The sequence below is a fragment of the Methyloterricola oryzae genome (assembly GCF_000934725.1).
In the GTDB taxonomy this organism is placed as follows: Bacteria; Pseudomonadota; Gammaproteobacteria; order Methylococcales; family Methylococcaceae; genus Methyloterricola; species Methyloterricola oryzae.
On the sequence record NZ_JYNS01000001.1, the window covers coordinates 590,415 to 602,657 of the forward strand.

At 64.1% G+C, this 12,243-nt stretch carries 12 protein-coding genes; 6 read left to right on the forward strand and 6 right to left on the reverse strand.

The features are described 5' to 3' along the window. The first annotated feature begins 127 nt into the window (after positions 1 to 127). Positions 128 to 3,340, forward strand: a complete 3,213-nt coding sequence (locus tag EK23_RS02580) for a phosphorylase b kinase regulatory subunit alpha/beta (protein WP_045223661.1) — start codon at positions 128 to 130, stop codon at positions 3,338 to 3,340. Positions 3,341 to 3,348: 8 nt separating this feature from the next. Beyond that, positions 3,349 to 4,329 (forward strand): glucokinase, encoded by a 981-nt coding sequence (gene glk / locus EK23_RS02585; RefSeq protein ID WP_045223662.1) that lies wholly within the window; start codon positions 3,349 to 3,351, stop codon positions 4,327 to 4,329. A 26-nt stretch (positions 4,330 to 4,355) separates the two neighbouring features. On the opposite strand, the gene EK23_RS02590 is transcribed toward glk, so the two are convergent. Together EK23_RS02590 and hmuQ are read right to left on the reverse strand one after the other, a co-directional pair. After that, on the reverse strand, positions 4,356 to 4,736 hold the full coding sequence (locus EK23_RS02590; protein WP_045223663.1) for a YajD family HNH nuclease: 381 nt from the start codon (positions 4,734 to 4,736) through the stop codon (positions 4,356 to 4,358). Between the two features lie 31 nt (positions 4,737 to 4,767). Further along, positions 4,768 to 5,070 carry a heme-degrading protein HmuQ gene (hmuQ, locus tag EK23_RS02595; RefSeq protein ID WP_045223664.1) on the reverse strand — a complete coding sequence of 101 codons (303 nt, stop codon included), beginning with the start codon at positions 5,068 to 5,070 and terminating at the stop codon, positions 4,768 to 4,770. Between the two features lie 137 nt (positions 5,071 to 5,207). Between hmuQ and EK23_RS02600 the strand changes: the two genes are divergently transcribed. Next, positions 5,208 to 6,092 carry a TrmH family RNA methyltransferase gene (locus EK23_RS02600; protein WP_045223665.1) on the forward strand — a complete coding sequence of 295 codons (885 nt, stop codon included), beginning with the start codon at positions 5,208 to 5,210 and terminating at the stop codon, positions 6,090 to 6,092. Here the strand turns inward: EK23_RS02600 and EK23_RS02605 are convergent. After that, the gene (locus EK23_RS02605; RefSeq protein WP_045223666.1) at positions 6,065 to 6,523 is read right to left on the reverse strand and encodes an SRPBCC family protein; all 459 of its coding nucleotides are present in this window, start codon (positions 6,521 to 6,523) and stop codon (positions 6,065 to 6,067) included. The genes EK23_RS02600 and EK23_RS02605 overlap by 28 nt on opposite strands. Before the next feature lie 165 nt (positions 6,524 to 6,688). Here EK23_RS02605 and sdmA point away from each other — a divergent pair, with 165 nt between their 5' ends. Beyond that, on the forward strand, positions 6,689 to 7,762 hold the full coding sequence (gene sdmA / locus EK23_RS02610; protein WP_235281882.1) for a 4beta-methylsterol monooxygenase: 1,074 nt from the start codon (positions 6,689 to 6,691) through the stop codon (positions 7,760 to 7,762). An 18-nt stretch (positions 7,763 to 7,780) separates the two neighbouring features. Next, positions 7,781 to 8,767 (forward strand): sterol demethylase protein SdmB, encoded by a 987-nt coding sequence (gene sdmB, locus EK23_RS02615; protein WP_045223668.1) that lies wholly within the window; start codon positions 7,781 to 7,783, stop codon positions 8,765 to 8,767. Here sdmB and EK23_RS02620 read toward each other — a convergent pair. After that, positions 8,764 to 9,486 (reverse strand): PP2C family protein-serine/threonine phosphatase, encoded by a 723-nt coding sequence (locus EK23_RS02620; RefSeq protein WP_045223669.1) that lies wholly within the window; start codon positions 9,484 to 9,486, stop codon positions 8,764 to 8,766. The genes sdmB and EK23_RS02620 overlap by 4 nt on opposite strands. Before the next feature lie 25 nt (positions 9,487 to 9,511). After that, positions 9,512 to 9,835: a DUF4359 domain-containing protein gene (locus tag EK23_RS02625; protein WP_145998534.1), complete on the reverse strand. Its 324-nt coding sequence runs from the start codon at positions 9,833 to 9,835 to the stop codon at positions 9,512 to 9,514. A 220-nt stretch (positions 9,836 to 10,055) separates the two neighbouring features. Here EK23_RS02625 and rlmM point away from each other — a divergent pair, with 220 nt between their 5' ends. Then, positions 10,056 to 11,141 (forward strand): 23S rRNA (cytidine(2498)-2'-O)-methyltransferase RlmM, encoded by a 1,086-nt coding sequence (gene rlmM / locus EK23_RS02630; protein WP_268748157.1) that lies wholly within the window; start codon positions 10,056 to 10,058, stop codon positions 11,139 to 11,141. 208 nt (positions 11,142 to 11,349) lie between these two features. Here the strand turns inward: rlmM and EK23_RS02635 are convergent, their stop codons facing one another. After that, on the reverse strand, positions 11,350 to 12,027 hold the full coding sequence (locus EK23_RS02635) for a tetratricopeptide repeat protein (RefSeq protein WP_052807859.1): 678 nt from the start codon (positions 12,025 to 12,027) through the stop codon (positions 11,350 to 11,352). Between the last annotated feature and the right edge of the window lie 216 nt (positions 12,028 to 12,243).

The window sequence follows — 12,243 nt, forward strand, 5'->3', positions numbered from 1 at the left end:
ACAGGCGTTTCCAGACGCATGCCCGCCATGCCTCGGCGCAACCGCTACAGGCGCAGACCGGGAACCCATCGCACCAGCCTTGCGCGCGCCATGCACCGAACTATGACAAATTGTCGTGAACCTCCTCATGCCTGAACCGACCCTCGACGCGCTGAACCAGTATTTCCGGCAAGTCCGCACCATCATCCTAGACCGCCAGGACTGGATCAGCGGCCTGCTGCCGGCCAGCACCGCCGTCACCACCCACGGCGATTACACCGACGCCTGGGTGCGCGACAACGTCTACAGCATTCTCGCCGCCTGGGGCCTGGCGCTGGCCATGCGCAAGCAGCCCTCCCAGCGCGACCGCGCCTATCTGCTGGAGCAAAGCACGGTCAAGCTGATGCGCGGCCTGCTCACCGCCATGATGCGGCAGGCACCCAAGGTGGAGAAGTTCAAGCACAGCCAGAACCCTCTGGACGCCTTGCACGCCAAGTACAAGACCAGCAGCGGCGAGGTGGTGGTGGGCGACAACGAATGGGGGCATCTGCAACTGGACGCCACATCCCTGTTCCTGCTCATGCTCGCCCAGATGACCGCCTCGGGGTTGCGCATCGTGTTCACCCTGGACGAGGTCAATTTCGTGCAGAACCTGGTGCACTACATTAGCCGGGCCTATCGCACGCCCGATTACGGCATCTGGGAGCGCGGCAACAAGCTGAACCACGGCGTGGCGGAGCTTAACGCCAGTTCCATGGGCATGGCCAAGGCGGCTCTGGAGGCCATGGCCGGCTGCAACCTCTTCGGCGCCGAAGGCGGACAGGCGGCCATCGTCCACGTGGTGGCCGACGACATCGCCCGCACCCGCATCTCCCTGGAAGCCCTGCTGCCCAGGGAATCCCTGTCCAAGGAAGTGGACGCCGCCGTCCTCAGCATTACCGGCTTTCCCGCCTTCGCGGTGGACGACCCGGCGCTGCGCGAGAAGACCGAAGGCCTGATCGTGGAAAAGCTGGAAGGCCGCTACGGTTGCAAGCGCTTCCTGCTGGATGGCCATCAGACCGTGATCGAGGACCACAACCGGCTCCACTACGAGCCCCACGAATTGAGGGAGTTCAAGGATATCGAGTGTGAGTGGCCCTTGTTCTTCACCTATCTGCTCGTCAATCACCAGTTGGCGGGCCGCGCCGAGGCCGCCGCCGGCTATCGTCAGCGTTTGGAAGACCTGCTGGTGGGGCGCGGCGGCGAGCGCCTGCTGCCGGAACTGTACCGGGTACCCCGGGAAAGCCTGGACGCCGAGCGGCGCGAACCGCACAGCCAGACCCGCGTACCCAATGAGAATATACCCCTGGTCTGGGCGCAGAGCCTCTACATCCTCGGCTGCTTGCTGCAGGACGGGCTGATCACGGCCGAGGACATCGATCCGCTGGGCCGGCATCGAGCAGCCGCCCGCGCCGGCAACCGCACGGTGCAACTGGCCTTGCTGGCCGATGATGAGACGGTGAAGGCAGCTCTCGCCGGCCATGGCATCGCCGCGCAGACCCTGGCCGAGATCGCTCCGGTCCAGGTGCGCGACGCCGGCGAACTGGCCGCCGCCTACGCCCAGGTGGGGCGCAACGACCGCATGGGCCTCACTGGCCGTCCACTGCGAAAGCTCAGACCCCTGTCCACGTCCAGGCTGTACCTGCTGGCCGGCGAGCCGTTGCTGTTCCTCCCCCAGTTCATGAACCAGAAGGGCTTCTACATCGCCATGGACAACCGCCTGCTGATCCAGCGCCTGCGCACGGAACTGGCTTACATCGCGCGGCACTGGCGGCATGAGGCACCACCGCTGATGGCCATCAACGTCAAGCAGAACATGCTGGAAGGCGAGGACGGGGCCATGCTCTTGCAATTCATCGCTCAATTGCAGGAAGGCACGGTTGGGGGGTTCAAGGCGAAGCTGGGTAGTCTGGCGGAATTCCTCGATACCTGCTGCCGTGAGAAGATCGATTATTTACACGACTTCCGCTTCTCCCAGCCGCAATGGGAGGACACGGAGCGGCCCTTCGCCCATGCCCTGCCGCAAACCGATGAGCCGCCGACGCCCCTGGACAGCGTGCAACTGACGGAGTGGGAACTAGGCGATGACCGGCGGCTGACCGAGGAACTGCGCCACAACCCCAACCTGCACGCCCAACTGGAGGCCCTGAGCCTGCTGACTTCCCGCCACGGGCTGGATTTCGACACCGGCCTGCGCGGCCAGGACGGACGTCCGGCCCGGGTGCGCGACCTGCTGGAAGAGGTCTATACCCGCGCCGGCGACCGCCACGCCTGGTACATCGTGCGCCGCTGCGCGGGCCTCCTGGGCAAGTACGACATCAATCTGGAACAGGCAGCCACCGAGATCCTGGTGCGCCAGCACGGCCTGACCGTGGGACGCGCCTACAGCGGCAAGGCCACCCTCCGGCGTCCCGCCGACTCCTGGGAAATCCTGCAGACCATCCGCAACTTCAACACCCAGGACACCAGCCAGCACATCATCATCCAGGAGCTGATCCTCAATCTGGGGCTGCTGATCAAGACCCGGCCGGAGCTGTTCACCGACATGAGCACCATCCGCGTCGGCCATATCCTGCAACTCCTCGTGGCCCGGCAGAAGCGGGCTTCGGGCGGCTCTCTGGACCAGGCCTTCAGCGAGGTGCTGACCATGCCCCCGCACCGTCTGGCGCAGGAGTTGGAGAAAACCCTTGAGGATTATGGCGACAGTCAGACCCAGTTGGGCCAGGTGGAGAGCCTGCACTACGAGGGCGCCCAGCGCGAACTGCATTCGGGCCGCTTCCCCGCCTCCATGGACCCCAGGGACCGCGGGCAGGCCGAGGACTGGTATGAATGGCGGGAGCGCCAGGGCACCGTGGGGCGGGAAAGCGACGCCTTCTACCGCGGCGTCTGGCTGCTGCTGGAGCGCTGCCATGGGTTGATGCTGGGCGAGAAGATTAACGGCAAGCGGCGCCTGGACAGCGAATCCATACGCGCGCAGATGACGCCGGGGGAGCAGACTTTCAAGCTGCACGTGAGCCATGTGCTCAACAAGATCGACGCCCCGGTCTACCGGCAACTGACGGTGGAAGCCCTGTCGGCGCTGGCTTCGGTGTTCCGTGACAATCCCAGCCTGCGAGTGGACGACACCCTGGTCACCGACATCCTCATCGGCCATGCGGTGCGGCTGTGCTGGCTGCAGAACCACCCAGAGCACGAGGGCCGCTACGAGGAATTCGTCTCCCTGGCCTGGCAGGCCTTCTACCAGATGCCGCCTCACGCCGTGGCTAACGGTATACTGGACGCTTTGATCCACTTGCTCGGCGGCTCCATCCGCACAACGTGAGGACATCCATGATTCTGGCTGGCGACATCGGCGGCACCAAAACGGTCTTGACTCTGGCGCAGCGGCAGGCGGACGGCAGCCTGCACTGTCTGCGCGAGGAAACCTTCGCCAGCGGCGAATATCCGAGCTTCGACGCGATCCTCGATCTCTTTCTGGCGCATCAGCCCGGTCTGTCCAGCGCCTGCTTCGGCGTGGCCGGGCCTGTGGTCCAGCAGCGCTGCGTCACAACCAACCTGCCCTGGGTGCTGGACGCCGAGGAACTCAAGGCCAAGCTGGGCACGCCCCAGGTGCGGCTGCTCAATGACCTGGAGGCCATGGCCTTAGGAATGCTGCACCTGGACGACGAGGACTTCGTCGACCTGAACCCGGATGCTGAGCCGCATCCGGGCAACATCGCCGTCATCGCCGCGGGCACGGGCCTGGGTGAGGCCATCCTCTACTGGGACGGTGAAAAACACCGGGCCATGGCCACCGAGGGCGGTCACAGCGATTTCGCGCCGCAGACCGAACAGCAGTTGCGGCTGCTGGGCTTTCTGCGCGGTCTCTACCCGGAGCATGTGAGCTGGGAGCGCCTCCTCTCGGGGCCGGGCTTCAGCCATCTATACGATTTCCTGGTGGAAAGCGGCTACGCGCCGCCCTGCCCGGCCGTGCCGGCAGCCTCCCAACCGTCTTCGGGCCTGGACCGCAATGCGCTGATCTCGCGACTGGGCGTGGGGGATGAAGACCCGGTGTGCCGCGAGGCGGTGCGCCTGTTCACGGAGCTATACGGAGCCGAAGCAGGCAACCTGGCCCTCAAATGCTTCGCCACGGGCGGCGTGTTCATCGGCGGGGGCATTGGCCCTAAGATCCGCCCCTTGCTGGAATCCGGCGAGTTCTTGCGCGCCTTCACCGCCAAGGGCCGCTTCGCGCCGGTGATGGCCAAGATGCCGGTCAAGCTGGCCCTGAACCCCCGCGCCCCGCTGCTGGGCGCCTTGCATTACTTCGGCTGAGACCACCTTCCTCGCGGCGGAGTGCGTCAGTCCTTCTTCAACAGGGACGCCAGATCGGCGAAGGGCTTGTGGGAGCCGCCGCCATCCGCCCGCGCGCCCGGCTTTTCGCGCCCGTAGCGGTCCGCGTTGAGGTAGCGGGAGTGCTCCTCGTCGTGGCAGTACAAGCACAATAGCTCCCAGTTGCTGCCGTCCGGCGGGTTGTTGTCATGGTTGTGGTCGCGGTGATGGACCGTGAGTTCGCGCAGGTTCTTGAGGTCGAACACCCGGGCGCAGCGTCCGCAGACCCAGGGATAGAGCTTGAGGGCCTGCTCGCGGTAGCCGCGCTCGCGTTCTTCCGCCGCCTTGCGGGCCTCGGCGACCACGCGGTCCAGTTTGGCTTGATCCGGTGTGGTTTTCTTCGGGGGCATGGCAAACACTCCTGGGCTTGAGCCGGCCGGTTTAAAGCACCGCCTCGAACCCTTCGAAATTGGGGTGGCCGATGTAGACGCCCTTCGCGCCGCCCGCATTGGCGTGGGCCTTGCGAAATGCCTCGGAGTGGGTCCAGGCCTCGAAAGCCTCGCGGGACTCCCAGACCGAATGGGAGGCAAACAGGGAATATTCCTCACTGGCCGGTCCCTGCAGCAGATGGAACTCCTTGAAACCGGGCACCTCGTCCAGATAGGTTTCGCGGTTCTTCCAGATTTCGACGAACTCGGTCTCCTTACCCGGGGTGATCTTGAAGCGGTTCATGGCAATGAACATGGCGTATCTCGTGCGTTGTCGACGGCAGGCGTCAAAGGCCCTAATTAAACCCATGCGGCAGGATTTCACAAGCCCGGCATCGCGCCGAAGGCGCCCGCCGTGCGAAACTTGAGCATTTTCATCGACCGGCCTCCAGCATGCCTTCCAACCCGAAAAAGCCACGACGACCCGCGAAAACCAACGCCAGACCCGCGCCGCGGCGCGAAGCCCCGCAAGCATCCCGGCGCGAGACGCCCACGGAAGCGGACGCCGGCGAGAAACTGGCCAAGATCGCCGGTCTCCCTGCCGTGAGTGCCCTGTTCCGGCACGAACCGCAGCGGATCATGCGGCTGTACTATGAAGAGCGCCTGAAGGCCGCCGTCGGCCCCATCTGCTCCGAACTGGCGCGGCTGCACCGGCCCTACCGGCTGGTAAGCCCCGAGGAACTGGCCAAGGTGGCCGGCACCGTTCTGCATGGCGGTGTGGTGGCGGCGGCGATTCCGCGCCCGGTTTACGATCTGCAGTTCACCGAGGCCGAACGCTGGGCCCAGCGCGCGGAGCCGATCCTGATCCTGGACGGGGTGGGCAATCCCCACAACCTGGGCGCCATCGCCCGCACCCTGGGGTTTTTTGGCATCAAGCACCTGGTGATCTCGGACCACCCGGAACAGGCCGCGCCCTCGGACGCCGCCTACCGCGTGGCCGAAGGCGGGCTGGACCTGATCGATGTGCACCGCCTGCGCCACCTGCCGCGCAGCCTCAAACGCCTGCAGCAACATTACCGCGTGGTGGGCACGGCCCTCACCGAAACAGCCCAGCCCTTGGACGAACTGCCTTTGGATGATCGCCCCCTGGCCCTGGTGCTGGGCAACGAAGAACATGGCCTGCCGCCGCAGACCCTCGCCGTATGCGAAGCGACGGTCATGCTCCAGGGCGCGGGCGAGATCCAGTCCCTCAACGTCTCCGCCACCGCCGCCATCCTGGTCTACGAACTGGCGCGCCGGCGGCCGGCGCCTCAGCAGCCGAAAAAGCGCGCCAGATAGTCGCGGCGAAAATCGAAGATGGCCTCCAGGCGCTGGCGCACGAACAGCGCGTGCACCAGACGTCCCAGCCAGCCCCAGGGCATGACGTAGTACACCCGGTCCTCCATCTCGATGCCGCCGGGTACCGGCTCGAAACGGTGCAGGTGGTGCCAGAAGCGGTAGGGACCGATGCGCTGCTCGTCGACGAATTGCCGCAGCGGAATCACATGCTTGATCTCCGTCACCCAGGTCATCGGGATCCCCGCCACGGCGGCGATGCGATAGGTGATGATCAGCCCCGGATAAATGTCTTCGGGCACCTCGGAGGTAATGCCAAAGCGCAGGAAGGCCGGCGTGATCTGCTCCAGGTTGCGCGGCGTGGAGAAAAACGGCCAGGCTTCCTCGGGCGTAATGGGCAGAAATTGCCGGCGGTGCAGACTGTAGATTTTCATGGATGCCAGTTCTTGGGATCAGTCGGTCCGGCCCGACGGGGAATTCAAGGCCTTCGACCGGCGCAATCCGCCGATGTTCGGCCGGGATTTTTCGTGGCCCCTCCGGGAACGCTCCGATATACTCACGGGTTGATCCGCCAACGCCAGACCGAGAGACACAAAGCCTTGAACGCCACGCCACAGGAGATGCCCCGCCGCCGTCAGGCCCGCACCGCCGGCCCCAGCGGCAACTATTGGTACGCGGTCGAACTGGAGCGCAACCTGAAGCCGGGGGAAGTGAGAAAGGTGCGGTTCTGGAAACAGGATATCGCCCTCTACCGCACCGCCGACGGCAGCCTGCACGCGGTCGAGGATCGCTGCGCCCACCGCCAGCTTGCCTTGTCCAAGGGCTTCGTGGAGGACGGCAACCTGGTCTGCAGCTATCACGGCTGGAAGTTCGACGGCTGCGGGCGCTGCGTGGAAATTTCCCACGAACTGGGCAGCGGCCGCTCGCAGTTGCCCAAGATCCGGCTGCGGCACTACCCGGTGCAAGTGCGCTGGGGCTTCATCTGGCTGTTTCCGGGCGACCCGGAACTGGCCGACAGCGTGAGCCTGCCCCACATCCCGCAGCTGGAATGCGCCGAACCCTGGCCCTTCTTTCCCATCGACGTCACCATCAAGGCACACTTTTCCATGATCGTGGAGAACGTGTGCGACTTCAATCACGAGTATCTGCACCGGCACAAGCGGCCCTTCGTCAAGCCGACGCTGCGCGACTGGAAGCGCGAGGGCGACGCCATCCGGGTCTACTACGACACCCGCTTCAACGAAGGAGCGGTGGCCAAGCTGTTCATGGAGAAGGGCGCGCGCGACCTCAAGGACATCGAGATATGGTACGACTATCCCTACCAGGGCTCGGACATCGGCGGCAAGTACATCCACTGGCTGTTCATGCTGCCAGAGGACGAGCGCACCACGCGTTGCTTCTTCGTGTTCCTGTTCGGTCCCATCCACATCCCCCTGGTGAACTGGAAAATGCCGGAAGTCCTGCGCAAGCCCATTCTGTGGATCACCAACAAGGCCTATATCGAGCCGCTGCTGGCGGAGGACCAGTGGGCCCTGGAACTGGAGCAGGAAGGCTTCGAGCGCCATCCGGACAGCGCCCAGATCGAACTGAACCCGGCCATCCGCCATTTCCAGAAGCTGACCCTGGAAAAATGGGAGGAATATTCGAACCCTCTCGCGGCCGAGGCCGGCTAGGCCAAAAGGTACGCCACCATGACGACGCTGGTCACCGGCGCCACCGGCCACCTGGGTGCCAATCTGGTGCGCAGCCTGCTGGCGCGCGGGGAGAAGGTCCGGGTATTCGTGCGTCCGCACACCCCGCAGACGGCGGTGGAAGGCCTGGCGGTGGAACGCGCCAGCGGCGATCTGCGGGATCGCGCCTCGATCCGCGCCGCCCTGGATGGCATCGAGAAGGTCTACCACACCGCCGCCTTCGTCAGCATCCGCGACGGCGACCGCCAGGAACTGTTCGACGTCAACGTTCTTGGCACCCGCAAGCTGATGCAGGAGGCGCGGCGCGCAGGCGTGCGGCGGGTGGTGCATACCAGTTCCTTCGGCGCGGTGGGCATCAATCCCGAAGGCGCCTCGGACGAATCTTGGAGCGTCAGCCCCTTCGAACTGGCCTCGGACTACGAGCGCACCAAGGCGGTGTCAGAGCATGACGTGCTGCTGGAAGCCCTTCGCGGCCTGGACGTGACCATCGTGAACCCGGCGGCCATCGTCGGCCCCTGGGACTTCCGGCCCAGCCTGGTCGGCCGCACCATTCTGGACTTTGCCCAGGGCCGCATGCCGGCCTACGTGCCGGGCGCCTTCGACTTCGTCCCGGCCCAGGACGTGGTGCAGGCCTTGCTGCTGGCCATGGAGAAAGGCGAGCGCGGCGAACGCTACCTGGTGACCGGCGAATATCACGGCCTCAAGCAGATACTCACCTGGCTGCACGAACTAACCGGGGCGCCCATGCCGAAGCTGGCCATCTCGCCTCGCGTGATGCAGCAGGTGGCGCGCATCAAGGACCCCATCGAAAAGCGCTTCTTCCCCCAAAAGGCACCGCGCTTCAACTACCACTCCATACGCCTGCTCAATTCCGGCAAGCGCGGCGACTCCTCGCGCATTCAGCAGGAGCTGGGCCTTGTGCCCACGCCAACACGCCAGGCTTTCGCCGACGCGGTGGCCTGGTTTCGCGAGCGAAAGCTGATCTAATCGAAGGCGCGGCCGTTCCGGGCCGTCAGCAGCACCACCGTGATATTGTCGTTCCCGCCCGCCTCCAGCGCTGCATCCACCAACCGGTCGACTCGCGCGCTCGTGTTCGGTGTGGACGACAGGATCCGTGCGATTTCCGCGTCCGGCACCTCCGAATTCAGGCCGTCGGAACACAGCAGCAGCGAATCGCCCGGCGACAGTTCGCCCGACACCACATCCACCTTGATCTCCTGGTGCTCGGAGCCCCCCAATGCCTGGGAGATGACGTTGCGCCCCGGGTGGCTGGCCATGTCCGCCTCTTCGATCAGGCCCGCCTCCCAGAGCAACTGGACATAGGAATGGTCGCGGGTCAACTGCCGAAGGGCCCCGTTCCAAAGATAGGCCCGGCTGTCCCCGACCCAGGCAATTTGGTAGGACAACCCGCGAAGTCGGGCCGCGACCACTGTGGAGCCCATGTCATGCCCGCCCTGCCCCAGCCCGGCCGCACGGTGAATGGCGCGGTGCGTGTCGAGTATCGCGCTGGCCAGTGCCTTGCCCTCACGAATCTGGCGCGGCAGCTCCTGCACAACCAGGCCGCTGGCCACCTCCCCCGAAGCATGTCCACCCATACCATCAGCCACGGCCCAGAGACTCAGCTCAGGCTCGATGCAAAGGCTGTCCTCGTTGAGGGAACGTTTTCGCCCCGGGTGCGTGGCATAGGCAAACTCGACGCTGGTCATCCCCGCGCTACCCCGGCAGGCTGGTTCATCGGCTCCCCTTGAAGTCGGGCCTCTCGGTGATGATGAAATCATTGAGAACACCCACCGCCCGGAGATTCTCCTTGCCCATGGTAGTCTGGTACGTGCTGAAAAACAGGTAGTTTCTGCGCTCGGTCTGGCGTACCACCAAGCTGGAAGCGACGCCGCCAAACAAGTTACCGAGGGTGGCGACCAGTGGATTGTTCTGCTGCCGGGCCTGTTCGATGATCTCGCGGTTGATGAAATCATCGTAGTGTTTCAGGTCTGGATTGGTATAGGCCAACAGGCCGAGCGCCGCGGTGAGCCCCGTGGCTGCGATGGTCCATTTCATGGCGGTCTCCTCGTTCAGGTATTCTCTGGGTGCGGCGGCATCATTGACACCCGTCAGCTGGCTCTGGGCAACCACAACAGGCCGCAATGCAGGCAGCTGGACTGCCTGCCCCTTCGCGCAGGCGGGGATTATAATCCGCGAGCGCAAGTCTTGAAATCGACGCCCGCGCCCGCGTGGGGTAGCATAGCGCGCTTCGTGATCTTGCCTTACTGCAACTGCTTTGACTCAGCCGCGCCCGAACCCGCCCGAACTCCTGCTGTTGTATTGCCGAGCAGGCTTCGAAAAAGAATGCGCCGCTGAAATCCAGAATCGCGCGCGTGCCCTGCATATCGAAGGATTCTGCAAAACCAGCGACAAGTCCGGCTATGTGCTGTTCTCGCCCTATGATACCGCGCAGGTGTCCACGCTAGGCGAAGAACTGCGCTTCGCCGACCTGATCTTCCCACGTCAGTGGGTCTTCGCCCTGCCCTTGATCTCGCAACTGCCAGTCACGGACCGAATCACCCCGTTGCTTTCGGCCGCACGAAGTCTGGGCGGCCCCTTTTCCGACATTCTCCTGGAAACGGCGGACACCAACGAGGCCAAGGAACTGTCGGTGTTCGTGCGCAAGTTCAGCACGCCCTTCGGCGCCGCGGCACAGGCTGCAGGCCTGGCGGGAGGGCGGCAGTCAGCACCGCGCCTGCACATCTTCTTCCTGGATTCCTCAAACGCTTATGTGGGGCTCTCCCATCCCGGCAATGCCTCGCCCTGGCCCATGGGGATCCCGCGGCTGAAGTTTCCGCGTTCGGCGCCCAGCCGGTCCACGTTGAAACTGGAGGAAGCCTTCCTCACCTTCCTCGGCCCGAACCACAAGGCACTGCAGCCCGGCATGCGCGCCGTCGATCTGGGCGCGGCGCCAGGGGGGTGGACTTGGCAACTGGTGCGCCGCAGCATACGCGTCACCGCCATCGACAATGGCCCCATGGACCCGGCACTGCTGGAATCGGGCATCGTCGAGCATCTGCGGGTGGACGGCTTCCGCTATCTGCCGCCAAAACCGGTGGACTGGCTGGTCTGCGACATGGTGGAGCAGCCCGCCCGCATCGCCGCCCTGGCGGCCCGCTGGCTCGCCGGGCGGCATTGCCGGTACGCCATCTTCAACCTGAAACTGCCCATGAAAAAGCGCTATGACGAGGTGCGCGCTTGCCTGGAGCGGATCGCTGAATCCCTGGATGCCGCGGAGGTACCCTTCCGTCTGCGTGCGCGGCAGTTGTATCACGACCGCGAAGAAATCACCGTGTACGCCGAACGCTTAGGCAGTCGCTAAGAACCAGCTCCCGTTTCCGGTGCCATTATTGTGCAAAATCGCACAAAAACCGTTCAAGCGTGTAACGAGCGTATCCGGCAATTAATTTTAAAGTATTGTTTTTATTTTATAATTATTGTGGCACATATGATGCTTTGTATAACAGTGAAGAGCATGACTCCTTCCTATCTTCAGCGTTCGCCCACCCACAAGGTGGGCTTTTTTTTGCTCAGTGCTCCGCGCGCGAAGCCTTGGTGCTCTGCTCTCCCAGGGTGGAAGGCAACAGGGACGAGAAAAAGTCGCCGCGGGATCCGGAGCGCTTCCTGGCGGCTTCGAGGGAAGCCTGCAGCTCCTCTTTGAGCTTCTCGTCCGAAAGCCGCTGTCCAGGGCGCACCGGTGCCTGGTCGGCTTTCTGCAAATAGCTCAGCGCCTTCTCATATTCGCCTTCGTGCAGCCAGTAGTCCCCTAGGAAGAAATTGACGTCGATGGCATCGGGAAACATCTTGGCCGCAGATTCCAGGTAATGCAGGGCGAGTTCGTCGTCACCGTAGGAAATGGGCCAACCCGGCAGGCGGAAATAGAGATTGCCCAGGGTAATGAAGGCCGTGCCCTCCATCGCGCGGGGGTTCCGGTCGATGGACTGGATAAGGAGCTCGCGCGCGTCCTGCAGCCGGCTGAGGGAATCAAAGCCCCAATCTGACGCCGCCAGGGTGCACAGGATGATGGCTTGCATCACCAGGGGCTCGGCTCGATCCGGGTAGCGCTCGCGGAGCGCCTGCGTGCGCTCCAGCAAAGCCTTGAACGGAGCGACCTGCTGCCTGGAGGGCAATTTGTAAAATACCTCGGCCCATTCGTCCTGAATCTGCTGCACTTCGGGCGGCGTCTGCGCTGCGGCCGTACCAATCATCCACGCCGCTATGACAGCGGCGATATGCCCTCGAAATCTCAATACACTGATCCCACATGTTGAACAACGGCTTCGAGCGCCGGCGCTGGTCCGCCCCCCCCGAAAGCGACGGCAAGCATAAAGCCAGGCCAAGCCGAATTCAAATACCGAAAAGAAGGAACACCCCCGGTGACGCTGTCATCATGCCGTCATGTTCCTGCTTCACCCTATGTGTGC